Annotated in this window: 19 protein-coding genes and 1 pseudogene; 9 read left to right on the forward strand and 11 right to left on the reverse strand. The window is 71.0% G+C overall.

What is annotated here, in order from left to right; translation table 11 throughout:
• The first annotated feature begins 215 nt into the window (after nt 1-215).
• The 4 genes from AC0665_RS08790 (at nt 216) to AC0665_RS08805 (ending at nt 5,121) form a co-directional block, all read left to right on the forward strand.
• Nucleotides 216-1,817, forward strand: a complete 1,602-nt coding sequence (locus tag AC0665_RS08790; RefSeq protein ID WP_468638041.1) for an MFS transporter — start codon at nt 216-218, stop codon at nt 1,815-1,817.
• A 66-nt stretch (nt 1,818-1,883) separates the two neighbouring features.
• Complete coding sequence (locus tag AC0665_RS08795) at nt 1,884-2,534, forward strand: TetR/AcrR family transcriptional regulator (RefSeq protein ID WP_468413544.1); 651 nt, start codon at nt 1,884-1,886, stop codon at nt 2,532-2,534.
• Between the two features lie 180 nt (nt 2,535-2,714).
• Nucleotides 2,715-3,767: an endonuclease/exonuclease/phosphatase family protein gene (locus AC0665_RS08800; protein WP_468413546.1), complete on the forward strand. Its 1,053-nt coding sequence runs from the start codon at nt 2,715-2,717 to the stop codon at nt 3,765-3,767.
• A 136-nt stretch (nt 3,768-3,903) separates the two neighbouring features.
• Nucleotides 3,904-5,121 (forward strand): MFS transporter, encoded by a 1,218-nt coding sequence (locus tag AC0665_RS08805; RefSeq protein WP_468413548.1) that lies wholly within the window; start codon nt 3,904-3,906, stop codon nt 5,119-5,121.
• Nucleotides 5,122-5,397: 276 nt separating this feature from the next.
• Here AC0665_RS08805 and AC0665_RS08810 read toward each other — a convergent pair whose 3' ends face one another.
• The 6 genes and pseudogenes from AC0665_RS08810 to AC0665_RS08835 form a co-directional block, all read right to left on the reverse strand.
• Nucleotides 5,398-5,793, reverse strand: a complete 396-nt coding sequence (locus AC0665_RS08810; RefSeq protein ID WP_468413552.1) for a VOC family protein — start codon at nt 5,791-5,793, stop codon at nt 5,398-5,400.
• Nucleotides 5,790-5,990, reverse strand: a pseudogene (locus AC0665_RS08815) (ArsR/SmtB family transcription factor); the annotation flags it as partial. The pseudogene AC0665_RS08815 and the gene AC0665_RS08810, both read right to left, overlap by 4 nt.
• 40 nt (nt 5,991-6,030) lie before the next feature.
• A complete protein-coding gene (locus tag AC0665_RS08820) occupies nt 6,031-7,785 on the reverse strand; it encodes an NAD+ synthase (protein ID WP_468413554.1) in 1,755 nt (584 codons plus the stop codon).
• A 77-nt stretch (nt 7,786-7,862) separates the two neighbouring features.
• A complete protein-coding gene (locus tag AC0665_RS08825) occupies nt 7,863-9,764 on the reverse strand; it encodes a S53 family peptidase (RefSeq protein WP_478704679.1) in 1,902 nt (633 codons plus the stop codon).
• Nucleotides 9,765-9,991: 227 nt separating this feature from the next.
• Entirely contained in the window at nt 9,992-10,612 is a 621-nt protein-coding gene (locus AC0665_RS08830; RefSeq protein WP_478602683.1) for a DUF305 domain-containing protein, read from the reverse strand.
• Nucleotides 10,609-11,280 carry a DUF3105 domain-containing protein gene (locus AC0665_RS08835; RefSeq protein WP_468413560.1) on the reverse strand — a complete coding sequence of 224 codons (672 nt, stop codon included), beginning with the start codon at nt 11,278-11,280 and terminating at the stop codon, nt 10,609-10,611. The genes AC0665_RS08830 and AC0665_RS08835 overlap by 4 nt, the downstream gene beginning before the upstream one ends.
• A gap of 191 nt (nt 11,281-11,471) precedes the next feature.
• Between AC0665_RS08835 and AC0665_RS08840 the strand changes: the two genes are divergently transcribed.
• The gene (locus AC0665_RS08840; protein WP_478704680.1) at nt 11,472-11,951 is read left to right on the forward strand and encodes an RrF2 family transcriptional regulator; all 480 of its coding nucleotides are present in this window, start codon (nt 11,472-11,474) and stop codon (nt 11,949-11,951) included.
• Nucleotides 11,952-12,002: 51 nt separating this feature from the next.
• Here the strand turns inward: AC0665_RS08840 and AC0665_RS08845 are convergent, their stop codons facing one another.
• The gene (locus AC0665_RS08845; protein ID WP_478507614.1) at nt 12,003-12,509 is read right to left on the reverse strand and encodes a DinB family protein; all 507 of its coding nucleotides are present in this window, start codon (nt 12,507-12,509) and stop codon (nt 12,003-12,005) included.
• A 379-nt stretch (nt 12,510-12,888) separates the two neighbouring features.
• Here AC0665_RS08845 and glnA point away from each other — a divergent pair, with 379 nt between their 5' ends.
• Nucleotides 12,889-14,250 carry a type I glutamate--ammonia ligase gene (glnA, locus tag AC0665_RS08850; RefSeq protein ID WP_363120788.1) on the forward strand — a complete coding sequence of 454 codons (1,362 nt, stop codon included), beginning with the start codon at nt 12,889-12,891 and terminating at the stop codon, nt 14,248-14,250.
• Between the two features lie 111 nt (nt 14,251-14,361).
• Here glnA and AC0665_RS08855 read toward each other — a convergent pair whose 3' ends face one another.
• Together AC0665_RS08855 and AC0665_RS08860 are read right to left on the reverse strand one after the other, a co-directional pair.
• The gene (locus tag AC0665_RS08855; protein ID WP_468638034.1) at nt 14,362-14,982 is read right to left on the reverse strand and encodes a glyoxalase; all 621 of its coding nucleotides are present in this window, start codon (nt 14,980-14,982) and stop codon (nt 14,362-14,364) included.
• A gap of 56 nt (nt 14,983-15,038) precedes the next feature.
• Nucleotides 15,039-15,485, reverse strand: a complete 447-nt coding sequence (locus AC0665_RS08860; protein WP_478507611.1) for a VOC family protein — start codon at nt 15,483-15,485, stop codon at nt 15,039-15,041.
• A 342-nt stretch (nt 15,486-15,827) separates the two neighbouring features.
• Between AC0665_RS08860 and AC0665_RS08865 the strand changes: the two genes are divergently transcribed.
• Nucleotides 15,828-18,836: a bifunctional [glutamine synthetase] adenylyltransferase/[glutamine synthetase]-adenylyl-L-tyrosine phosphorylase gene (locus AC0665_RS08865; protein WP_478602688.1), complete on the forward strand. Its 3,009-nt coding sequence runs from the start codon at nt 15,828-15,830 to the stop codon at nt 18,834-18,836.
• 355 nt (nt 18,837-19,191) lie between these two features.
• Here AC0665_RS08865 and AC0665_RS08870 read toward each other — a convergent pair whose 3' ends face one another.
• Nucleotides 19,192-20,067, reverse strand: a complete 876-nt coding sequence (locus AC0665_RS08870; protein WP_478704681.1) for a phosphatase PAP2 family protein — start codon at nt 20,065-20,067, stop codon at nt 19,192-19,194.
• Between the two features lie 93 nt (nt 20,068-20,160).
• On the reverse strand, nt 20,161-21,195 hold the full coding sequence (locus AC0665_RS08875; protein ID WP_363120794.1) for a LacI family DNA-binding transcriptional regulator: 1,035 nt from the start codon (nt 21,193-21,195) through the stop codon (nt 20,161-20,163).
• A 391-nt stretch (nt 21,196-21,586) separates the two neighbouring features.
• Between AC0665_RS08875 and AC0665_RS08880 the strand changes: the two genes are divergently transcribed.
• Both AC0665_RS08880 and AC0665_RS08885 read left to right on the forward strand, forming a co-directional pair.
• Nucleotides 21,587-22,855, forward strand: a complete 1,269-nt coding sequence (locus AC0665_RS08880; RefSeq protein ID WP_478602692.1) for an extracellular solute-binding protein — start codon at nt 21,587-21,589, stop codon at nt 22,853-22,855.
• Between the two features lie 116 nt (nt 22,856-22,971).
• The gene (locus AC0665_RS08885) at nt 22,972-23,976 is read left to right on the forward strand and encodes a carbohydrate ABC transporter permease (protein ID WP_478704682.1); all 1,005 of its coding nucleotides are present in this window, start codon (nt 22,972-22,974) and stop codon (nt 23,974-23,976) included.

Consider the following 23,976-nt stretch of genomic DNA (forward strand, 5'->3'; position numbering starts at 1 on the left):
CACGGCTCCTAACACGTCATCTCGAGGCGCCCTGACGGCGTCCCCGGACCACGTCCATGGTGGCACCTCGTGTCAACGAGGGCTAGGGGAGGCCCTGTGAGTTCCACCCCGGCCCCATTTCCGCCCCGGGCCCCGTGTGGCGGGTACGTAAGAGCCGGGTAAGAGTGTTCCGATACGAGACGGTCTCGTATCGGAAGGGTTCTAGGCTCGTCCGCATGACTAAACCTGCCGAACCGGCCGCCCCCACCGGCCCCCGCGTACCGGAAGCGGTGCACCGGCGCCGCTGGGCGATCCTCGGCGTGCTGATGCTGAGCCTGCTGATCGTCGTGCTCGACAACTCGATCCTGAACGTCGCCATCAAGACGATCTCCACCCCCGCCCCGACCGGCCTGGGCGCCACGCAGAGCGAGCTGGAGTGGGCGATCAACGCCTACACCCTCGTCTTCGCGGGCCTGCTGTTCACCGCCGGACTGCTCGGCGACCGGCTGGGGCGCAAGAAGGTGCTGCTCGGCGGGCTCGCCGTGTTCGGCCTCGGTTCCGCGTTCGCCGCGTTCTCCGGCTCGCCCGGCGAGCTGATCGGCTTCCGCGCGGTGATGGGACTGGGCGCCGCGTTCGTCATGCCCGCCACCCTCGCCGTCCTGATGCACGTCTTCGAGCGCGAGGAGCAGCCGAAGGCCATCGGCATCTGGGCGGGCGGCGTCGGCCTGGCCGTCGCCATCGGCCCGATCACCGGCGGTGTGCTGCTGGACCACTTCTGGTGGGGCTCGGTCTTCCTCATCAACGTGCCGATCGTGGTGCTCACGCTCGCGCTGATGGCCTGGCTGGTCCCCGACTCGCGCGACCCGAACCCGGGCCGCCTCGACCCCGTCGGCGTGGTGCTGTCCGTGGTCGGCCTGGTCCTGCTCGTCTACGGCATCATCGAGGGCGGCCAGCTCGCCGACTTCACCGACCCCACCGTGCTGTCGTCCATCGGCGCCGGTCTCGTCGTGCTCGTCGTGTTCGTCATCTTCGAAAAGCGCAGCGACCACCCGTCGATAGACGTCACCTACTTCCGCAACAAGGTCTTCTCGGCCGCCATCGCCGCCGTCGCGCTGGTCTTCTTCGCCCTGATGGGCGTGACCTTCTTCTCCGTCTTCTACACGCAGAGCGTGCGCGGCTACTCGCCGCTGCAGACCGGTCTGCTGATGCTGCCGCTGGCCGCCTCACAGCTGATCTTCGCGCCCCGCGCCCGGCTGGTGGTCGACCGCTTCGGCAACCGGGTCACCACCACGGCCGGCCTGCTCGTCATCGCCGCCATGCTGGCCGCCTTCGCCACCCTGGACGCGGACACGCCCATCTGGATCCTGGAAGTGATCTTCTTCCTGATGGGCGCCGGCATGGCGCACATCATGACGCCGGTCAGCGTCGTCATCATGCAGGCCCTGCCCCGCGAGAAGGCCGGTTCCGCCTCCGCCCTCAGCAACACCTTCCGGCAGGTCGGCGGCGCCCTGGGCATCGCCGTCCTCGGCTCGGTGCTGTCCACGGCCTACCGCACGGGCATCGAGGACAAGCTCGGCGCGCTCCCGCCGGGCCTGCGGCACACCGCCGGGGAGTCCATCGAGGCCACCCTCGGCGTCGCGGCCGGGCTCGGCCCCCGGGGCGAGTCCCTGATCACCCCGGCCTACGACGCCTTCCTGCACGCGATGCACATCACCGCCCTGTGGGGTGCGGGCGTCGCCCTGGTCGGAGCGGTCGTCGTGGCGCTGTTCCTGCCGGGCAGGCCGCCGGCACCCGAGGGAGCCGAGGGGGAACAGGAGTTGGCGCCCACCCGGTCGTAGGCCTGCGGGAGAATTCACCGTCCGTGCAGCAAGTGTCTGCACCCGGTCAGGAAAGGACGCAGCGACGTGAGCCTCGCCGAACGGCACCCCCCGCACGACGGTCCCGGGAGGGGGCGTCCCAGAAGCGAGGCCGTCGAACGCGCCATCATCGAGGGCGTGATGGCACTCCTGGAGGAGGGCGTCCCCCTCGCGGAGTTGTCCATCGAGCGCATCGCCCGCACCGCCGGTGTCGGGAAGGCCACCATCTACCGCCGCTGGAGCGGCAAGGAGGAACTCTTCGTCGACGTCGTGCGCACCGCAGAACCGCCGGACCCGCCGCTCCCCGGCACCTCCCTGCGCGACGACCTGGTGGTGCTGCTGGAGCAGGTGCGCCGGCGGGGCCTGGCCAACCGCTCCTCGGCGATCCTGCACAGCGTCCAGGCCCAGATGAAGAGCAGTCCGAAGCTCTGGGCGGCGTACCACGCCACCGTCGTGGCCCCGCGCCGCCGGCTCGGCCTGGAGGTGCTGAGCCGCGGCCAGCGCAACGGCGAGGTGCGCGCCGACCTCGACCTCGAACTGCTGAACGACCTGTTCGTCGGCCCGATGCTCGTGCGTGCCGTGCTGCGCCCGGACGCCGACCTCCCCGACGACCTCGCCGAGCAGATAGTCGACACCCTGCTCGAAGGGCTGCGCCCCGACAGCTCACCGTCCGTCAGTTCGCTCTCCCACGAGCCCTAGTGTGCGCGTTTCGTCACAGACGGCGCTTTCGGCGGGCATGAGCGGAACTCGCCACGGGGACTCGAACGTCATCGCCCCCGTACGGCCGTCGAGGGACGGCGGGAACGGAACGGATCATCCCCTAGGGTCGTAAGGACACGGGGGCGATGGTGTGTGCACGGCAGGCAGTGAGGCGACGGTATGGCGCAGCAGGCGTACATGACGGAGACGGACAACGGCGGCTCGGGGCCCGAGCACCGGGGAACCCGGCTTCGGCGCCTGTTCGACCGGCTGGCGAGCCCCTGGCGCGGTGACCCGCGGATCTGGCGGCGCGGTCTGTTCCTGGCGGGATGCGCGGTGCTGCTGGCCCTGGTCATGGTCCTGCACTCCCGCATCCCGAACACGATCGGCAACCTGGGCAGCCTCATCGAGACGTTCCTGCCCTGGCTGGGGATCCCCGTCGCCCTGCTGTTCGTCCTCGCCCTGGTGCGCAGGTCGGCGACCGCGCTGATCGCGGTGCTGCTGCCGTCCGTGGTCTGGCTGAACCTCTTCGGCGGCCAGGTCAGCGACAAGACCGCGCCGGGCGGCGACCTCACGGTGGTCACCCACAACGTCAACGCCGACAACCCGGACCCCTCCGGCACGGCCCGCGACGTGGCCGCCTCCGGCGCGGACGTGCTGGCCCTGGAGGAACTGACGCCGGCCGCGGTCCCGACGTACGAGAAGGCGCTGGCGTCGACCTACCGCTACCACTCGGTGCAGGGCACGGTCGGCGTGTGGAGCAAGTACCCGCTGACCGGCGTGCGGGACGTCGACATCGACATGGGCTGGACCCGCGCGATGCGCGCCACCGTGACCGCCCCGGCCGGGCAGGTGGCGGTCTACGTCGCCCATCTGCCGTCCGTGCGCGTGAAGATGGAGGCCGGTTTCACCGCCCGGCAGCGCGACCGGAGCGCCGACTACCTCGGCGAGGCCATCGCCCACGAGCCGTTGAGGAACGTCGTCCTGCTCGGCGACCTGAACGGCACCATGAACGACCGCGCCCTCAACGCCGTCACGTCCCAGATGCGCTCCACCCAGGGCGCGGCCGGTAACGGGTTCGGCTTCAGCTGGCCAGCGTCGTTCCCGATGGCGCGCATCGACCAGATCATGGTCCGGGGCCTGAAGCCGGAGAGCTCGTGGACCCTCCCGCAGACGGGCAGCGACCATCTGCCGGTCGCGGCCCGTGTGAGGGTTGCCACAAGCGGGTCCTGAAAACCCCTGGTCAGGGCTCTTCCGTCAGAAAACCGCCACCCAGGCGTCACCTCGCGGAATAGTGCGCCTGCGAGACTTTGTTCCGTACTTGAACATACGCGTACGGATCTCCAAGCAAGTCTCGAAAGGCTCCTTCATGCCCCTGGCCCTGCTCGCCCTCGCCGTGGGCGCCTTCGGCATCGGTACGACCGAGTTCGTGATGATGGGTCTGCTGCCCGACGTCGCGGACGACCTGAACATCTCGATACCCAGCGCCGGCCATCTGGTGTCGGCGTACGCGCTGGGCGTCGTCATCGGCGCCCCGCTGCTGGCCGCGGTCACCGCGAAGATGTCCCGCCGCACGGTCCTGATCGGCCTGATGGGACTGTTCGTGGTGGGCAACGCCCTGTCGGCCCTCGCGCCCGACAACGGCTGGCTGCTGGCCGCCCGCTTCCTGAGCGGACTGCCGCACGGCGCCTTCTTCGGCGTGGGCGCCGTCGTCGCGACGAACATGGTCGCCCCCGAACGCAGGGCGCGCTCGGTCTCCCTGATGTTCCTCGGCCTGACGGTCGCGAACGTCGTGGGCGTGCCGGTCGCCACCCTCATGGGCCAGCACCTCGGCTGGAGGGCGACCTTCCTCGGCGTCAGCGCCATCGGCCTGGCGGCGATCGCCGCCCTCGCGTTCCTCATCCCGCACGACCACGAGCACACCACCGCCCAGGGCCTGCGCGGCGAACTCGCCGCCCTGCGCTCCCTGCCGGTCTGGCTGTCGCTGGGCACGACCGTCGCGGGCTTCGGCGCCCTCTTCGCGGCCTACAGCTACATCACGCCGATGCTGACGGACGCCGCCGGTTACGCCGACGCCAGCGTCACCCTGCTGCTGGCGCTGTTCGGCGTCGGCGCGACCGCCGGCAACCTGCTGGGCGGCCGTCTGGCCGACCACTCGCTGCGGGGCACGCTGTTCGGCGGACTCGTCTCGCTGGTGACCGTGCTGGCGCTGTTCCCGCTGCTGATGCGCACCGAGGTCACGGCCGCCGTGGCCGTGGTCCTGCTCGGCATGGCGGCCTTCGCCACCGGTTCCCCGCTCCAGCTGATGGTCATGGAGAAGGCCTCCTCGGCCCCGTCCCTGGCCTCCTCGGCCAACCAGGCCGCCTTCAACCTGGCCAACGCCGGCGGCGCCTGGATCGGCGGGCTCGCCCTCGCCGCGGGCTTCGGCGTCACCTCCCCGGCCCTGGCCGGTGTGGCCCTGGCCGTCCTCGGCCTGGTCGTGGCGTCGCTGGCCTACGCGGTGGACCGGCGCCGGGCCCCGGTCGCCGGACGCGAGCGGATCGTGGCCGGCCATGTCCCCAAGGAGGCGGAAGCGGTGCGCCACTGACCGCTCCCGGCACCGCGGCAGCCCGTGGGATCAGGTCCCGCGTGCTGCCGTTTCGTCTACCGGGGCGCCCCGCGCCGGGCCGCGACGATCGCCGAAGCGGTGGGTGTGATCAGGACTTCGGACGCGTCCAGGTCCGCCCGACGCGGTCCCGCTACCGCTGTCCTGGGGCGACGGACTCGTCGGCGGCCGCCGCGTCGGGCAGCCGCTTCCCGTACGGCCGGTCGAAGGCCACCGGGGCCGTCGACCACCGTGCCGAGGACATCGAGGACCGCCCGCCTACTCCTGCGGCAGGGTCGCGATCTGGATCAGATTGCCGCAGGTGTCGTCGAGGACGGCCGTGGTGACGGGGCCCATCTCCACGGGCTCCTGGGTGAAGCGGACGCCGAGGCCGCTCAGCCGCTCGTACTCGGCCCGGACGTCGGCGACGGCGAACTGGGCGAGCGGGATGCCGTCGGCGGCGAGAGCGTCGCGGTAGGGCTTGACGGCCGGGTGACCGGCGGGCTCCAGCAGCAGTTCCGTGCCGTGGGGGTCCTCGGGGGAGACGACGGTCAGCCACCGGTCCGTCCCGCCCACGGGGACGTCGTGCTTCTTCACGAAGCCCAGGACCTCGGTGTAGAAGCGGAGTGCCTTGGCCTGGTCGTCGACGAAGACGCTGGTGAGATGGATCTTCATGAGGTGCTCTCCTCGGGTCCGGGTGCCTCGCGTCCGAGCCGTCTCTCGGTGAGGTGACGCAGCGGGGCCGTGTTCAGGTCGTGGAACGTGGAGCGGCCCTCCCGCCTCGTCCCGACGAGCCCGGCGGCCTCCAGCACCGCGAGGTGCCGGGAGACCGCCGGGCGCGAGATGCCGAGCTCGTGCTTCACGCTCGGCCGGAGTCTTCACTCGCCTGTCAAGCCTCCCGGTACGGCTCCCTCAGAGCGACTCCCGCCACCCGTTCGTGATGGGCAGACGCCGGTCCTTGCCGAAGCCCTTCGGGGAGATCTTCGTGCCCGGCGGGTACTGGCGCCGCTTGTACTCGGCCACGTCGACCATCCGCAGCGTCTTCGCGACCAGCCCGGCGTCGAACCCGGCCGCCACGATCTCGTCCGCACCCCGGTCCCGGTCGACGTACAGCTCCAGGATCGCGTCCAGCACCGGGTAGTCCGGCAGCGAGTCCGTGTCCACCTGGCCCGGGCGCAGCTCCGCGCTCGGCGGCTTGGTGATCGAGTTCTCCGGGATCGGCGGGGTCTGGCCGCGTTCCCGGGCGGCCCGGTTGCGCCACTCGGCGAGGCGGAAGACCGACGTCTTGTAGACGTCCTTGATGGGCCCGTACGCCCCGACCGAGTCGCCGTAGAGCGTCGAGTAGCCGACCGCCAGCTCCGACTTGTTGCCGGGGGCGAGGACGATGTGGCCCTCCTGGTTGGACAGGGCCATCAGCAGCGTGCCGCGCAGACGCGACTGGAGGTTCTCCTCCGCCAGACCCGACAGGCCCAGCGAGCCCATGTAGGCGTCGAACATCGGCTCGATCGCGACCGTGCGGTAGTTCAGCCCCGTGCGGCGGGCCAGTTCGGCCGCGTCGTCCTTGGAGTGGTCCGAGGAGTACTTCGACGGCATCGACACGCCGTACACGTTCTGCGCGCCGACCGCGTCGCAGGCGATCGCCGCGACCAGCGCCGAGTCGATGCCGCCCGACAGGCCGATCAGGACCGACGTGAAACCGTTCTTCGCGACGTACGCCCGCAGGCCCACGACGAGGGCCGAGTAGACCTCCTCGTCGTCGTCCAGACGGTCCGCGTAGCCGCCCGTGAGCTCCGGCTCGTACGGGGCGAGCGGCTCCTCCGAGAGGACGACCCGGTCGATGCGCAGACCGTCGTCCACCACGCCCGTCGGCGCGTTCGCCGACGCCGCCGGCAGCTGGAGGTCCAGCACCACGCAGCCCTCGGAGAACTGCGGCGCCCGGGCCACGACCTCGCCGTCCTTGTCGACCACGATCGAGTCGCCGTCGAACACCAGCTCGTCCTGACCGCCGATCATGGCCAGGTACGCCGTGGTGCAGCCGGCCTCCTGGGCCCGCTTGCGGACCAGCTCGAGGCGCGTGTCGTCCTTGTTGCGCTCATAGGGGGAGGCGTTGATCGAGACCAGCAGGCCAGCCTGCGCCGAACGGGCGGCGGGGACGCGTCCGCCGTCCTGCCAGAGGTCCTCGCAGATGGCCAGGGCGACATCCACGCCGTGCACCCGCAGGATCGGCATGCTGTCGCCGGGCACGAAGTAGCGGAACTCGTCGAACACGCCGTAGTTCGGCAGGTGGTGCTTGGCGAAGTTCAGGACCACCTCACCGCCGTACAGCACCGCGCCCGCGTTCTGCGGCGCGCCGGCCGGCTGGCCGTACTTCGGCTGGGCGGTGGCGCTGCGGTCGAGGTAGCCGACGATCACCGGCAGCTGCCCGAAGCCCTCCTCGGCCAGGCGCGCGGCGAGAGCGCGCAGCGCCGCGCGGGAGGCCTCCACGAAGGACGACCTGAGCGCCAGGTCCTCGACGGGATACCCGGTCAGCACCATCTCGGGGAACGCCACGAGATGCGCCCCCTGTTCGGCGGAGTGCCGGGTCCAGCGGACGATCGACTCGGTGTTACCGGCGAGGTCGCCCACGCCGGCGTCGATCTGGTTCAGGGCGAGACGTAGTTGAGGCACGCCGCCCAGTGTAATCGTCAGTGCGACACAATGGGGTGGTGTGGGTCATCCCACACCACCCCGTCCCCGTGCGGAGGTCAGTGCCGCCGGTACGACTCCACGTAGCCGTTCGCGGGCGAGCCCACGCCGGTGACGTCGTCGTAGCCCTTCACGGCTTCGAGCGAGCTGTCCTTGCCGAGGCTGCGCACGGACGTGTCGAGACCGTCCGTGGCGTCGTAGCCGTTGTGGAAGTCGACCCGTGCCACGGCGAGCCCCTTGCCCGTCGGGTTGTCGGTGACGTCGTGGTACACCTTCGAGCCGTACTTCGCGTAGATCGCCGGGTTGGCGAAGCCGATCGCCTTGCCGCGGGCCTCCTGGGCCAGGGCCTGGACGGCCGCGATGGTCGGCGCGGCGAGCGAGGTGCCGCCGATGCGGTACTCGCCGTACGCCTGCTTCTTCCCGTCCGGCGAGCTCTGCGTCTGGCCGACCAGGAAGCCGGTGTTCGGGTCGGCGATCGCCGCGATGTCCGGGACGACCCGGTTGCCGTTCGCGCTGTCGGCCTTCGCCAGCGTGTCCGGCACGACACCCCGCTGGTAGTCGGGCTCGGCGACGGTCCTGCTGGTGCCGCCGCCCGCGCCGGAGGTGAAGGCGCCGGGGAAGTCGGTCCAGCTCTTGCCGTCGGCCGACAGCGTCGCCTTGTCGGTGCCCCAGCCGGTCTCCCACAGGTACGTGTCGTTCTTGCCGACGGCCAGCGAGGTGCCGCCGACGGCGGTGACCCACGCCGAGTTGGCCGGGGAGTCGACCTGCTTCGTCCCGGAGCTCGCGACCTCGTCGCCGTCGTCGCCCGAGGAGAAGTAGAAGCCGATGCCCTCGACCGCGCCCAGCTGGAAGACCTGGTCGTAGGCGGCGGCGAGGTCCGGCGTCTGCACGGCCTCGATCTCGCCCCAGGAGTTGGAGACGATGTCGGCCAGGTGGTGGTCGACGACCGTGCCGAGCGCGTCGAGCAGATCGCCGTCCATGCAGGAGGCGGCGCCGACGTAGGTGACGTCCGCGGCCGGGGCGACCGCGTGCACGGCCTCGACGTCCAGGGTCTCCTCGCCGTACCAGCCGGACGCCGAGCAGTCCTCGGTGTTCGTGTACTTCTCGGACAGCACCTGGTGCAGCTGGCCCGTCTTCCACGCCGCGTCGCCGTTGCGCTTGGCGTAGGTGCCGGCGTCGTAGGCGATCGTCGGGGAGGCGTACGCGTCCGTGATGGCGACCCGGACGCCCTTGCCGGTGCGCTTGCCCGCGCCGTAGGCGGCCCGCAGCTGCTTGCCCGTGTAGCCCTTCACGGCGTACGGGATCTTCTCGCCGTACGCGTCCGGGAGCGTGCTCGCGGTGTTCGAGCCGTAGTACGAGGAGAACGGCCCGGCGTTGCGGAACACGGTGTCCGGCGGCGGCAGTTGGTCGTCGTGCGTGGCCATGTGCGGCGCGTTGTCCAGCCCGGTCACGGTCAGGACGGCGTCGGCCAGGCCCTGCGGCACGGAGGCGGTGCTCGCCGGCGCGCGGTAGGTCTTCGCGCCCTTGGCGAAGTTGTGCAGCTGCGTGCCGAAGGCCTTCTCGGCGGCGGCCACGTCACCGGTGACCGAGACGTAGTGCCGCGTGACGCCGGTGACCTTCAGGCCGGCCGCCGTCAGCCAGGACTTCACGGCCGCCACCTGGGCCGCGGTGGCACCGAAGCGGGCCCGCGCCTGCTTGGCCGTCAGATACCTGCCGTACGACGCCGAGTTCGGGTCGGAGACGGCCTTGGCGTAGGCGGCGAGGCCCGCGGCGTCCTTGCCGGCGAGGTAGACCCGGGCCGAGACCCGGGCACCGTCGGAGGTGGCGCCCTTGTCCGCCTTGGGCGTGGCCCAGGCGGGCCGGGTGCCGGCCAGCAGGTCGCGGACCGGGTGGTCGGCGGCGTGTGCCGCGGGTATGCCGAGCGCCAGCGCACCGGCGAGCATCGGCAAAGTCACTGCCATGCTCACCCCGGCGCGCGCCGTGGCGCGGTTGGATCTCAATGGAACCCCCTGTGCGGTTCGTCGCGAGTGGATCACTCGACGATCGCCACTCTCGCGACGAACCCTTCATGCCAGGGAATGGCACAACCCAAGAAGCGCCCTACGCAGGCCAAGAAGAACCCCATGCAGACCAAGAGGAGCCCAAGAGGCCGCCACTGAGGGCGATTTGAGGCTTACGCGCCCACCCTCTACGGGCGCGGCGCCGCGCCCCGCTCCTTGAGCATGTCGGCCATCAGGGAGATCTCCGACCGCTGCGCGTCCACCATGCCCTGGGCGAGCCGCTTCTCCACCCCGACCGTGCACCGGTCCACACAGCCCTGCGCCATATGGACACCACCCCGGTGATGGTCCGTCATCAGCTGGAGGTAGAAGATCTCCGCCTGTTTCCCGCTGAGTTCACCGAGCTTCTTCATCTCGGAGTTGGCCGCCATGCCCGGCATCAGCGCGCCGTCCTTGCCGGAGGCCATGCCGCCCATGTCCATCCAGGTCATCGGCGGCTCGGAGGACACCTTGGGCAGCCCCCACAGGTCGAGCCAGCCGAGCATCATGCCGCGCTGGTTGGCCTGCGTCTGCGCGATGTCGTACGCGAGGCGCCGCACCTCCTCGTCCTTGGTGCGGTCGCGCACGATGTACGACATCTCCACGGCCTGCTGGTGGTGCACCGCCATGTCCCGCGCGAACCCGGCGTCGGCGGACTCGGCGGAGGGGGTCACGCTGCCGCCGTCGTCCCCGGCGACCGCGTAGGTGATCGCGCCGGCCGCGACGAGCGCCGCCGCCGCGGCCCCGGCGATCAGGCCGACCTGCCTCACTTGGACAGGCCGTTCGTGCAGGCGGCGCCGGGCTCGGGGGTCTGCTTGCCCTGCACGAACTTCTCGAAGAACGCGTCCACGTTCGGGTCGCTCGCGCCGGTCACCGTGCGCTGGTGCCCCCAGGCCGACAGCATGATCGGGTCCTTCTGGTCGTCCATCGGGCTCATCAGCGTGTACGGCGTCTTCTTCACCTTCGCCGCGAGCGCCTCGACGTCCGCCTTCTTCGCGTCGGCGTTGTACGTCACCCACACCGCGCCGTGCTCCAGCGAGTGCACGGCGTTGGTGTTGTTGATCTTCTCGGTGTAGACGTCGCCGTTGCAGTTCATCCAGACCGGGTTGTGGTCGCCGCCGACCGGAGGCTCGGAGGCGTACTTCACGGCCTTGGTGACGTGGTTGCGGGCCAGCTTCCCCTTCCAGGTCTTCACGCCGTCCTTGCCCGTCACGAACCTGCCCTTGCCCGAGGTGTCGCTCGCCGCCGCGGCGTCACCGCCCTTGCCGTCGTCCTGGGACCGTACGAGCACGACGCCGCCGACGACGAGACCGGCGACGACCACCACACTGGCCGCGATGGTGAGGATCCGGTTGCGGCGCTCACGGGCCTGCTCGGCACGCCGCATCTCCTCTATGCGCGCCTTGCGGTCCGTGCCGGTCTTGTTGGCGGAGCCCATGAGGTGTCCTTCGGGGGGAAAGTGACGGTCGGGTGAGCTGATCGTAAGGGGGGAGGCGGGGCGCCCCGTAGGGCAGCCGCCGGAATGGGCCGAATCGATACGGCACCGACAGCGGGGCGACAGCTTCCCGGGCCGGGGCGGCCCTCCCCGGATGATTTGAACCCCGGATTCCCATTACCTACGCTGCCCGCATGCGCCTGCTGCGCTCCACCGACCTCGCCCTGCGGGTCCTGATGCGGCTCGCCGTCGCGAGCGGGTCGAGCCCGACGACCCGGGACGTCGCGGAGGGCATGAACGTGCCCTACACCCACCTGGCGAAGGTCGTCGCCGAGCTCCAGCACATGGGCCTGCTCGCCGCCCGCCGCGGCCGGGGCGGCGGCCTCACCCTCACCGAGCGGGGCCGCACGGCCTCGGTGGGCGCCGTGGTCCGCGCCTTCGAGGGCGGCGGAGACGTCGTCGACTGCGAGGGCCCCACCCCCTGCCCCCTCAACTCCGCCTGCCGCCTGCGCGGCGCCCTGCGCCGGGCCCAGGAGGCCTTCTTCGCCTCGCTGGACCTGGTCACCGTGCAGGACATCGTGGCGGAGCCGACCGGGGTGCTGCTGCTGGGGATCACGCGGGGCGCCGTCGACGATGCCCATGAGGACCCGGGGCTGTCCGGCGGGCCCTGCTGATCACACCGGGTCCGCTCCGCGATGCGGCTCCGCCCCGTGATCTCCGCCGAATCAAGTGCCGGTCGTGCCATCGAGCATCTCGCGCAGGATGTCCAGGTGGCCGTTGTGGCGGGCCGTCTCCTCGGTGAGGTGGAGGAGGATCCAGCGCAAGTCGACGTGGAGGCCGTCGCGGATGGTTCGCTCGGCCCGCTTGTCCAGGTCGTTCCCGGCGACCAGTTCACGGTAGCGGGCGCTCTGACCGGCGTACTCGTCAAGCAACTGCGGGAGCGGGAAGTCGACGGCGATACGCATCTCGCGGTCGGGGTCCTCGTCCGTCATGGGGGCCAGGTCCTCCTCGCCGAGGAAGATCACCTGGAACCAGTAGTACTCCACCCAACGCAGGTGGTTGATCACTCCGCTCATGGTCATCAGCGGTGAGCCCGGCAGGAGCGCCTTGCGGGCGTTCTCCGCCGAGACGCCGTCGCACTTGGCGCGGGCGGTTTCCCGGGTGTAGTCGAGGAATGTGGTGAGCTGGGTGCGTTCGTCCCACGCGGGCGGTGTGTCGTCGATTTTCGTCATCGCGCGAAGCGTCCCCGATCACCCCGGCCGGTGTCGAGGCGTTTCCCGTCGGGCCCGGCCCGCTCCACCCACCGCCGGCCGGTCAGCATCAGGGCTCCCCAGGGCTGGATTGCGGGCACGCTACGTAAAGTTGCACATAAGATGCAAATTCTAAGGAGGCGCACCGAGAGGAACCGGCCGTTACGGATGCCGGTGCGAGCAGGCACTATGGGCGCAGGAGCGGTTCACTGCCGTGCGCGAGGCGTTCGACCCCGGGCCGGCCGGGCGATCATGGTCCGCAACGCGTACGAAATGGTGGTGTGGTGGGATGCTCAGGTGCCCGACCGCCTCCCGTGGTACGGAACAGGCGGCCTGACCAGCAAGGATGGGGAAGCGGAAGATGGACAAGCAGCAGGAGTTCGTGCTCCGGACCTTGGAGGAGCGCGACATCCGGTTCGTACGGCTGTGGTTCACGGACGTGCTGGGCTTCCTCAAGTCCGTCGCCGTGGCCCCGGCCGAGCTGGAGCAGGCCTTCGACGAGGGAATCGGCTTCGACGGCTCCGCGATCGAGGGCTTCGCCCGGGTCTACGAGTCCGACATGATCGCCAAGCCGGACCCGTCGACCTTCCAGATCCTGCCCTGGCGTGCGGAGGCCCCGGGCACGGCCCGCATGTTCTGCGACATCCTCATGCCGGACGGCTCCCCGTCCTTCGCCGACCCGCGCTACGTGCTGAAGCGTGCCCTGGCCCGCGCGAGCGACCTGGGCTTCACCTTCTACACGCACCCGGAGATCGAGTTCTTCCTGCTGAAGGACCGCCCGCTGGACGGCTCCCGTCCCACTCCGGCCGACAACTCCGGCTACTTCGACCACACCCCCACCAACGTCGGCATGGACTTCCGCCGCCAGGCGATCACCATGCTGGAGTCGATGGGCATCTCGGTGGAGTTCTCCCACCACGAGGGCGCGCCCGGCCAGCAGGAGATCGACCTCCGCTACGCCGACGCGCTGTCCACGGCCGACAACGTCATGACGTTCCGCCTCGTGATGAAGCAGGTGGCGCTGGAGCAGGGCGTGCACGCCACGTTCATGCCGAAGCCGTTCTCCGAGCACCCGGGCTCCGGCATGCACACCCACCTCTCCCTCTTCGAGGGCGACCGCAACGCCTTCTACGAGTCGGGCTCGGAGTACCAGCTCTCCAAGGTGGGCCGCTCCTTCATCGCGGGCCTGCTGCGGCACGCGGCGGACATCTCCGCGGTCACCAACCAGTGGGTCAACTCCTACAAGCGCATCTGGGGCGGCGCCGAGCGCACCGCGGGTGCGGGCGGCGAGGCGCCCTCGTACATCTGCTGGGGCCACAACAACCGCTCGGCGCTGGTCCGCGTGCCCATGTACAAGCCCGGCAAGACGGGCTCGGCCCGCGTCGAGGTCCGCTCCCTCGACTCCGGCGCGAACCCCTACCTGGCCTACGCGGTGCTGCTGGCCGCCGGCCTCAAGGGCATCGAGGAGGGCTACGAACTCCCGCCGGGCGCCGAGGACGACGTCTGGGCCCTGTCCGACGCGGAGCGCCGCGCGATGGGCATCGAGCCGCTGCCGCAGAACCTGGGCGAGGCCCTGACCCTGATGGAACGCAGCGACCTGGTCGCCGAGACGCTCGGCGAGCACGTCTTCGACTTCTTCCTGCGCAACAAGCGGCAGGAGTGGGAGGAGTACCGGTCCGAGGTCACGGCGTTCGAGCTGCGGAAGAATCTGCCGGCGCTGTAGGGGCTGCCCGCTGATGTAGCGAATGAGGCCGGAGGGCATCGGACCGCCGGCCTCAGTCGTTCACCTGGCCCTGGCTCGCCCGGACCATCCTCGGCGGACCCCCCGCCGCGCTCACACCGACGCGTTCTCCGAAGCCGTCGTCCAGGCGAAGCCGTCCGGGTCGGTGAACGGCTGTGTGTCGCTGCCGATGGTGAGGCGGTGGGAGCCGGTGCCGTCGGGGGAGACGCCGACGAGCTTGGCGAGGCCGTGGCGCTTGTACAGGGCCAGTTTGACCGGCCCCGTGGCGAACTCGACGTACTTGCCGCCGAAGCTCTTGCCCACGGCCAGACCGTGCTCGACGTAGAACGTCTTGCTGCTCTTCACGTCCTCGACGCCCAGCAGCAGGACGAACTCGTCGACCCGCCCGGTCGCCGGGCCGGTGTTCTTCTTCGACGACGACGCCAGCTGCCAGATCGTCCCGTCCGGGGCCTGGACGACGCCCCCGTAGCCCCAGAGCGACTTGGCGGCGGGCTTCAGCGTCGTCGCGCCGGCCCGCACGGCCGCGTCCAGGAGGGCGTCCACATCGGCCGGCTGGGCGACCACGAGCGACAGCGTGAACCCGCGGAAGCCGGTGCTCGGCGCGTCCGACGCGGCCAGGCGCAGCCGGTCGTCCAGACCGAAGGCGGTGGAGTAGAAGCGGTCGGCGGCCGCGCGGTCGGCCACCTCGAGCGTGACGGATGCGATGGAAGTCATGACGACGACGCTATGCGCGCCCCGGCCGTCCCGCTTCTCGATTCCTGACCGGTTGGTCAGGCCCGGCGCCGCTTCAGGTCCGCCAGCAGCTGGTGCAGCGGCTCCGTCGCCCTGCGCCGGTACTCCTGCACCGCCCAGCCGTTGCCGTCCGGGTCCCGGAAGTGCATGAACGTGGCACCGTCGTCGGGGGAGTACTGGACCGGTTCCGAGACGTCCAGGCCGCGCGCCACCAGCTCCGCGTGGGCGGCCTTGATGTCGGCGACGCACAGTTGCAGGCCCTGGTACGAGCCCGGGGCCGGGGTGGGGCCCGGGGTCATCCGCCAGATCGACTCGCCCAGGGCGATCGAACAGCCGGAGCCCGGAGGGGTCAGCTGGACGATCCGCATCCCGGGCATGACCTCCTGGTCGATGTCGACATGGAAGCCGACCTTGTCCCGGTAGAAGTCCCGGGCGCGGTCGATGTCGGACACGGGCAGCGGGATGACTTCGAGCGTGATGTCCACGGCGTGACTCCTTCGTCCGGCCTCATGGGAACCGCCACCTCGTCCGGTTGCGAACCGGCTGAACGGCTCCTGTTCACCGAAGCCGAAAACGCCGTGCGGCGCCACCGAGTGGACCGGCGCCCGGCCCGCGTCGTGACGGAAATGGCCTCGTGCGTCTCCCGCGGCTCCCGAAACCGTCGTACCCCGCCCGCCGTCGCGGCCTGCCCCGGTGGCCACATGTGCCTCCCGCGCCCCGTCCGCCAGGCGAACTCGGCGGCGCTCGTCCGGGCCCGTGCGGTTAGGCTCAAAGCCGTACGGCCTTGATCCGATGGACGTCCGAGGAACAGTGCGAAGGAGGCCCGGATGACGGCGGCGCCGGGGCGCAGGAGCAGTACCTTCACACGACTGCTGCGGCACGGCTTCACCGACGCCTCCGCCGCCGAGCGGCTTCTGGACAGCCCGGAGCTCGCGCCGCTGCGCGACGACCCGGTGCTGCTGGAGGCGCTGGGCGCCACCGCCGACCCCGACCTCGCGCTGCTCGGACTGGTCCGGCTGCTGGAGGCCCAGCAGAGCCCCGGCGCCCGCCGGGAGCTGCTCGACACGCTGATCTCGTCCAAGCCGCTGCGCGACCGCCTCCTCGGCGTCCTCGGCGCGTCCACCGCCCTCGCCGACCACCTCGCCCGGCACCCGGACGACTGGCAGGCGCTCGTCATGTACGAGGCGTACGACCTGCACCCCGGGGTGGCCGAGTTCGAGGCCGGTCTGGCGCAGGCCACCGACCCGGTCTCCCTGCGCGTCGCCTACCGGCGCTGCCTGCTGTCCATCGCCGCCCGGGACGTCTGCGGCACCACCGGCGTCGCCGAGTCGGCCGCCGAGCTCGCCGACCTCGCCACCGCAACCCTGCGCGCCGCCCTCGGGATCGCCGAGGCGGCCGCCCCCGAGGACGCCGCCCTGTGCCGGCTCGCGGTCATCGCGATGGGCAAGTGCGGCGGCCACGAGCTGAACTACGTCTCGGACGTGGACGTCATCTTCGTGGGGGAGGCCACCGAGGGCACCGACGAGACCAAGGCCCTGCGCGCCGCCACCCGGCTCGCCTCGCACATGATGCGGATCTGCTCCGAGACCACGGTCGAGGGCTCCATCTGGCCCGTGGACGCCAACCTGCGGCCCGAGGGCCGCAACGGCCCCCTCGTGCGGACCCTCTCCAGCCACCTCGCCTACTACCAGCGCTGGGCCAAAACCTGGGAGTTCCAGGCGCTGCTCAAGGCCCGCCCGGTGGCCGGCGACCTCGACCTCGGCGCGGAGTACGTCGACGCCGTCCAGCCCCTGGTGTGGAAGGCCGCCGAACGCGAGAACTTCGTGCCCGACGTGCAGAAGATGCGCCGCCGGGTCGTGGAGAACATCCCCGCCGCCGAGGTCGACCGCCAGCTGAAGCTCGGCCCCGGCGGCCTCAGGGACGTCGAGTTCGCCGTGCAGCTGCTCCAGCTGGTGCACGGCCGTGCCGACACCTCCCTGCGCAGCGGCACGACCCTGGACGCGCTGGAGGCGCTCGCCGCCGGCGGCTACGTCGGCCGGTCCGACGCGGCCCAGCTCGACGAGGCCTACCGCTTCCTGCGCTCCATGGAGCACCGCATCCAGCTGTTCCGGCTGCGCCGCACCCACCTCGTCCCGCAGGACGAGGCCGAGCTGCGCCGCATCGGCCGCTCCCTCGGCCTGCGCAAGGACCCCGTCGCCGACCTGCACCGCGAGTGGCGGCGGCACGCCACCGTCGTACGCCGTCTGCACGAGAAGCTCTTCTACCGGCCGCTGCTGGACGCCGTCGCCCAGCTCGCCACCGGCGAGGCCCGGCTGAGCACCGAGGCGGCCCGGGAGCGCATGGTCGCCCTGGGCTACGCCGACCCGGCCTCCGCCCTGCGGCACCTGGAGGCCCTGGCCTCCGGCGTCACCCGCAAGGCGGCCATCCAGCGCACCCTGCTGCCGGTGCTCCTCGGCTGGTTCGCCGACTCCGCCGACCCGGACGCGGGCCTGCTGGGCTTCCGCAAGGTCTCGGACGCGCTCGGCAAGACCCCCTGGTACCTGCGGCTGCTGCGCGACGAGGGCGCCGCCGCGCAGAACCTCGCCCGGGTGCTGTCCGCCGGCCGCCTGGCGCCCGACCTGCTGATGCGCGCCCCGGAGGCGGTCGCGCTGCTCGGCGACGGGGACGGCGGCGGCCTGGAACCCCGGCCGCGCGCCCATCTGGAGCAGGAGATACTCGCCGCCGTGCGCCGGGCCGACGGCGCCGCCCAGGCGGTCACGGCGGCCCGCGGGGTGCGCCGCCGCGAGCTGTTCCGCACGGCCGCCGCCGACATCGTCGGCTCCTACGGCACCGAGGAGCAGCCCGCCGAGGCCGACCAGGGCGCCCTGGTGGACCGGGTCGGCGGCGCGGTGTCGGACCTGACCGCCGCGACCCTGGCCGGCACGCTCCGCGCGGTCGTGCGCGACGGCTGGGGCGACGAGCTGCCCACCCGGTTCGCGATCATCGGCATGGGCCGGTTCGGCGGCCACGAGCTGGGCTACGGCTCCGACGCGGACGTCCTGTTCGTGCACGAACCGCGCGACGGCGTCGACGAGCGGGAAGCCTCCCAGGCGGCCAACAAGGTCGTCTCCGAGATGCGCCGCCTGCTTCAGATCCCCAGCGCCGACCCGCCCCTGCTCATCGACGCCGACCTGCGCCCGGAGGGCAAGTCCGGCCCGATGGTCCGCACCCTCAAGTCGTACGAGGCGTACTACCGCCGGTGGGCCCTGACCTGGGAGTCGCACGCGCTGCTGCGGGCCGAGCCCGTCGCCGGCGACGAGGAGCTGGGACGCCGCTTCATCGAGCTGATCGACCCGCTGCGCTACCCGGCGGACGGGCTCACGGACGAGGCCGTCCGCGAGATCCGGCGGCTGAAGGCCCGGATGGAGTCCGAACGGCTGCCGCGCGGCGCCGACCCCAAGCTGCACGCCAAGCTCGGGCCCGGCGGCCTGTCCGACGTGGAGTGGACCGTGCAGCTCATGCAGCTGCGGCACGGCTCGACACAGCCGGGCCTGCGCACCACCCGCACCCGGGAGGCGCTGGCCGCCGCCCGCGCGGCCGGACTCATGTCGGACGAGGACGCGGCGATCCTCGACGAGGCCTGGGTCCTGGCGACCCGCGTCCGCAACGCGGTGATGCTGGTACGCGGCCGGGCCGGCGACACCTTCCCGACGGAGCCCCGGGAACTGTCGGCCGTGGGCAGGTACCTGGGATACGGCCCGGGCCACGCGGGCGACATGCTCGACGCGTACCGGCGGACGGCGCGCCGGGCGCGCGGTGTGGTGGACGAACTGTTCTACGGCGCCGCCGACCGCTGACACCGGCCCGGTCCGCACCGGGCCCCGGCGTCGACCGGCCCTACCCGGCCTGCGCGTCGGGCTGCTGCGGCGGACCGGCTTCTTCGGTCTCGCGCAGGGTCTCGGCGTCGGTTGGTCTCGCTCAGCCCGCGCGTCGGGCCTCTTGCGGCCGACCGGCCTCACCCGGCCTGCGCACCGGGCCTCGGCGCCGACCCGGCCTCACCGGCCTGCGCACCGGGCCCTGGTGCGGTTCCCGGCCTCACCCGGCCTGCGCGTGGGGCTTCTGCGGCGGACCGGCTTCTTCGGTCTCGCGCAGGGCCTCGGCGTCGGCCGGTCTCGCTCAGCCCGCGCGCCGGGCCTCTGCGGCCGACCGGCCTCAGTCCGCCCGCGCGCCCGACCTCGGTCGCGACCCGGCATCCCTCGGCCCCCACACCGGCACGCCCCGCGGCAGCGCGTACGGCTGCCTGCCGTACCAGAGGCGGGCCACCGTAAAGCCGAAGGTCAGGCACAGCACACCGCCGACCGCGTCCAGCCAGAAGTGGTTGGCCGTGGCGACGATGACCACCAGCGTCAGCGCCGGGTACAGCAGGCCCAGCACCCGCGCCCAGGGGACGGTGGCCAGGGCGAAGACCGTCAGCCCGCACCACACGGACCAGCCGATGTGCATCGACGGCATCGCGGCGTACTGGTTGGACATGTGCTTGAGGTCGCCTGACGCCATCGAACCCCAGGTCTGGTGGACCATGACCGTGTCGATGAAGCCGCCGCCGTTCATCAGCCGCGGGGGCGCCAGGGGGTACAGGTAGTAACCGGCCAGGGCGACGGCCGTGGTCGCGAACAGTGCCAGGCGGGTCGCCGCGTAACGGCCGGGATGGCGACGGTACAGCCACACCAGGACACCCAGCGTGACGATGAAGTGGAGTGTCGCGTAGTAGTAGTTCATCCCGACGATGAGCCAAGGCACCGCGTTCACGGCGTGGTTGACCGACTGCTCGACGGCGATGCCGAGATGGTCCTCGATCCGCCAGATGAAGTCGGCGTTGCGCAGCGCCTCGGCCTTCTGCTCGGGCACGGCGTTGCGGACGAGCGAGTACGTCCAGTAACTCACCGCGATCAGCAGGATCTCGAACCAGAACCGGGGCCGGCGCGGGGCGCGCAGCCGGCGCAGCGTGCCGCGCCCCGGATCGGCCGCAACGGGGTCCGGGAGGGCCGCTTCCAGGCTCTCCGGCTTCGTTACGGTCGTTTCACCCATAGGCGCAAAGTCTGCCAGAAAAGGACTTACCCACCGATCATCCCGCGGCCCCGTGCGGGCCGCATGTCCTACGGCGAGATCAGGCCGCAGGGCTCAGGAGCGACCGCGTTCCCCGGGGGCCGAAGCCGTCGAACCGCGCACCACCAGCTCCGGCATGAACACGAACTCGCTGTGCGGCGCGGGCGTCCCGCCGATCTCCTCCAGCAGCGTGCGCACCGCCGCCTGGCCCATCGCCGGGACCGGCTTGCGGATCGTGGTCAGGGGCGGGTCGGTGAAGGCGATCAACGGGGAGTCGTCGAAGCCGACCACGGAGATGTCCTTGGGCACGTCCAGACCGAGCTGCCGGGCCGCCCGGATCGCGCCCAGCGCCATCATGTCGCTCGCGCACACCACGGCCGTGCAGTTCCGCCCGATCAGGGCCGTGGCCGCGGCCTGGCCGCCCTCCAGGGTGTACAGCGAGTGCTGCACCAGTTCCGTCTCGACGGTCTCGGCGCTCAGGCCCAACTGGTCCTGCACGCAGCGCACGAACCCCTCGATCTTGCGCTGCACCGGCACGAACCGCTTGGGCCCGAGGGCCAGACCGATCCGGGTGTGCCCCAGCGACACCAGGTGCGTGACCGCCAGGCTCATCGCCGCGCGGTCGTCGGGGGAGATGAACGGCGCCTGCACCTTCGGCGAGAAACCGTCGACCAGTACGTAGGGCACGCCCTGGGCGCGCAGCCGGTCGTAGCGCTGCATGTCGGCGGTGGTGTCGGCGTGCAGTCCGGAGACGTAGATGATGCCGGCGACGCCGCGGTCGACGAGCATCTCGGTCAGTTCGTCCTCGGTCGAGCCGCCCGGCGTCTGCGTGGCCAGCACCGGCGTGTAGCCCTGCCGCGTCAGCGCCTGGCCGATGACCTGCGCCAGGGCCGGGAAGATCGGGTTCTCCAGCTCCGGGGTGATCAGGCCGACCAGGCCCTCGCTGCGCTGGCGCAGCCGCACCGGACGTTCGTAGCCGAGGACGTCGAGGGCGGCCAGCACGGACTGGCGGGTGGTGGCGGCGACGCCCGGCTTCCCGTTGAGGACGCGGCTGACGGTCGCCTCGCTCACCCCCGCCTGCAACGCGATGTCCGCAAGCCGTGTGGTCACAGCACCGGACTGTAGCGGCCGGGGTTCTCCTTGCACACCGACGGGACGCCTGATGCGCGCCGTCGCACGGCCCACTGCGGGTGGCTTGGTCATCGCGGTCCCTCGAAAGTCGTGGTCGGCGTCCGATCCGCAACGGATGATTCCCCCGGCGGACACGGATGGCAAGTGCTTGCAGAGTCTTGCACAGCTGTCCGACTCCCTGCCGAACAGCGGTAAGTCCGGGCTTCGGGGTGGTCGAGACGAGGTCACGGCGGAGTAACCATCCGCACCTCTTGCAACTTTTTGCTGCAAGGTCTTTCGCAAGGTGTTGCAGCGCGGCTAATCTCACCGACGCCCGGCCGCCAACGGCGCAGTCGGCAGCACGAACGGGCTTCACCCTCAAGGAGAACTCATGCGGCGTGGCATAGCGGCCACCGCGCTGGTGGCGTCCCTCGCCCTGGCGGCGACGGCCTGCAACGGAAGCGACAGCGGCGACGAGGCCGGCGGCCCGGTCACCATCACCTGGTGGGACACCTCCAACGCGACCAACGAGGCGCCGACGTACCAGGCCCTGGTCAAGGAGTTCGAGGCCGCCAACAAGGGCATCAAGGTCAAGTACGTCAACGTCCCCTTCGACCAGGCGCAGAACAAGTTCGACACCGCCGCCGGTTCCAAGGGCGCCCCGGACGTGCTGCGCTCCGAGGTCGGCTGGACCCCCGCCTTCGCCAAGAAGGGTTTCTTCGCGCCGCTGGACGGCACCGAGGCCCTCGCCGAGCAGGGCAAGTTCCAGCCCAGCCTGATCGAGCAGGCCAAGTACGAGGGCAAGACCTACGGCGTCCCCTTCACCACGGACACCCTCGCCCTCGTCTACAACAAGGCCCTGTACAAGAAGGCCGGCGTCGAGGCCCCCAAGACCTGGGACGACCTGAAGAAGGCCGCCGCCACCATCAAGGCGAAGACCGGCGTCGACGGCTACTGGGGCTCCACCCAGGCCTACTACGCCCAGACCTTCCTCTACGGCGAGGGCACCGACACCGTCGACGTCGACGCCAAGAAGATCACCGTCACCTCGCCCCAGGCCAAGAAGGCCTACGGCACCTGGCAGAGCCTGTTCAAGGGCAAGGGCCTGCACAAGGCCGACACCACCGCCGACGCCTACGCCCACATCCAGGAGGCGTTCGTCAGCGGCAAGGTCGCCTCGATCGTCCAGGGTCCGTGGGAGATCACGAACTTCTACAAGGGCTCGGCCTTCAAGGACAAGAACAACCTCGGCATCGCCACCGTCCCGGCCGGCTCCAGCGGCAAGGCCGGCGCCCCGACCGGCGGCCACAACCTCTCGGTGTACGCGGGCTCGGACAAGGCCCACCAGGAGGCCTCGCTGAAGTTCGTGAAGTTCATGACCTCGGCCAAGGCCCAGGAGACCATCGCGCTGAAGAACTCCACCCTCCCCACGCGCGAGGACGCCTACACCGCGAAGGTCAAGGCCGACCCGGGCATCGCCGGTTACCAGGGCGTGCTGTCCTCCGCCCAGCCGCGCCCGGCGCTGCCGGAGTACAGCTCCCTGTGGGGCCCGCTCGACGACGAGCTCATCGAGATCGCCGGTGGCAAGGAGTCCCTCGACAAGGGCCTCGGCGACGCCGAGACCGCCATCGCCAAGCTGGTGCCGGACTACAGCAAGTGACCGCCGCGTGGCCGCCGGGTCCCCCTGTCATGGGGGAGGGGACCCGGCGGCCACCGGCCCGCGCCTGTGCCCGGGCAGCCCCCTGAACTCCTTGAACTTGCAGAAGGTGTCGAACCATGACAGTCGCCATCGACCGAGCGACCGGCAAGCGGCGCGGTGAGCGGGAACCACGGCCCGGACCGGTGCAGCGGCTGAGGAACGGACTCACCAAGCACTGGTACGCCTACGCGATGATCGCCCCGGTGGCGGTCGTCCTCGGGGTCCTGGTGCTGTACCCGCTGGGGTACGGCCTGTACCTCACCCTCACCGACGCCACCAGCCTGAACACCGCCCGTACGATCGGCGTCAACGAGATCGACGCCACCTACAAGTTCATCGGCCTGGACAACTACGCCGACATCCTGTGGGGCCCGACCTCATACGACCGCTTCTGGTCGCACTTCCTGTGGACGGTCTTCTGGACGGCCGCCTGTGTCGCCCTGCACTACGGCATCGGCCTGGGCCTGGCCCTGCTGCTCAACCAGAAGCTGCGTGGCCGCACCCTCTACCGCATGATCCTCGTGCTGCCCTGGGCGGTGCCCACGTTCGTCACCGTCTTCGGGTGGCGGTTCATGCTCGCCGACGGCGGCATCATCAACAGCGGCCTGGACTTCCTGCACCTGCCGACACCGTCGTGGCTGGAGGACACCTTCTGGCAGCGGTTCGCCGTGATCATGGTCAACACCTGGTGCGGTGTGCCGTTCATGATGGTCTCGCTCCTCGGCGGCCTGCAGTCCATCGACGCGAGCCTGTACGAGGCCTCGGAGATGGACGGCGCGGGCGCCTGGCAGCGCTTCCGCTACGTCACCCTGCCCGGCCTCAGGTCCGTCAGCACCACGGTCGTCCTGCTCGGCGTCATCTGGACGTTCAACCAGTTCGCCATCATCTTCCTGCTGTTCGGCAACACCGCCCCCGACGCGCAGATCCTCGTGACCTGGGCCTACCAGCTGGGCTTCGGACAGCAGCCGCGCGACTACGCGCAGTCCGCCGCCTACGGGATCCTGCTGCTGTCGATCCTGATCGTCTTCACCTCCTTCTACCGCCGCTGGCTGAACCGCAACGAGCAGCAGCTCGCGATCTGA

This window comes from Streptomyces sp. NPDC043685, assembly GCF_056436585.1.

Bases quoted from the DNA above. Each gene is read 5' to 3' on its own strand.
- AC0665_RS08790 (WP_468638041.1), top strand. From the start codon at position 216: ATGACTAAACCTGCCGAACCGGCCGCCCCCACCGGCCCCCGCGTACCG.
- AC0665_RS08825 (WP_478704679.1), bottom strand. From the start codon at position 9,764: ATGGCAGTGACTTTGCCGATGCTCGCCGGTGCGCTGGCGCTCGGCATA.
- AC0665_RS08810 (WP_468413552.1), bottom strand. From the start codon at position 5,793: ATGAAGATCCATCTCACCAGCGTCTTCGTCGACGACCAGGCCAAGGCA.
- AC0665_RS08855 (WP_468638034.1), bottom strand. From the start codon at position 14,982: ATGACTTCCATCGCATCCGTCACGCTCGAGGTGGCCGACCGCGCGGCC.
- AC0665_RS08880 (WP_478602692.1), top strand. From the start codon at position 21,587: ATGCGGCGTGGCATAGCGGCCACCGCGCTGGTGGCGTCCCTCGCCCTG.
- AC0665_RS08865 (WP_478602688.1), top strand. From the start codon at position 15,828: ATGACGGCGGCGCCGGGGCGCAGGAGCAGTACCTTCACACGACTGCTG.
- AC0665_RS08845 (WP_478507614.1), bottom strand. From the start codon at position 12,509: ATGACGAAAATCGACGACACACCGCCCGCGTGGGACGAACGCACCCAG.
- AC0665_RS08805 (WP_468413548.1), top strand. From the start codon at position 3,904: ATGCCCCTGGCCCTGCTCGCCCTCGCCGTGGGCGCCTTCGGCATCGGT.
- glnA (WP_363120788.1), top strand. From the start codon at position 12,889: ATGGACAAGCAGCAGGAGTTCGTGCTCCGGACCTTGGAGGAGCGCGAC.
- AC0665_RS08835 (WP_468413560.1), bottom strand. From the start codon at position 11,280: ATGGGCTCCGCCAACAAGACCGGCACGGACCGCAAGGCGCGCATAGAG.
- AC0665_RS08885 (WP_478704682.1), top strand. From the start codon at position 22,972: ATGACAGTCGCCATCGACCGAGCGACCGGCAAGCGGCGCGGTGAGCGG.
- AC0665_RS08840 (WP_478704680.1), top strand. From the start codon at position 11,472: ATGCGCCTGCTGCGCTCCACCGACCTCGCCCTGCGGGTCCTGATGCGG.
- AC0665_RS08800 (WP_468413546.1), top strand. From the start codon at position 2,715: ATGGCGCAGCAGGCGTACATGACGGAGACGGACAACGGCGGCTCGGGG.
- AC0665_RS08870 (WP_478704681.1), bottom strand. From the start codon at position 20,067: ATGGGTGAAACGACCGTAACGAAGCCGGAGAGCCTGGAAGCGGCCCTC.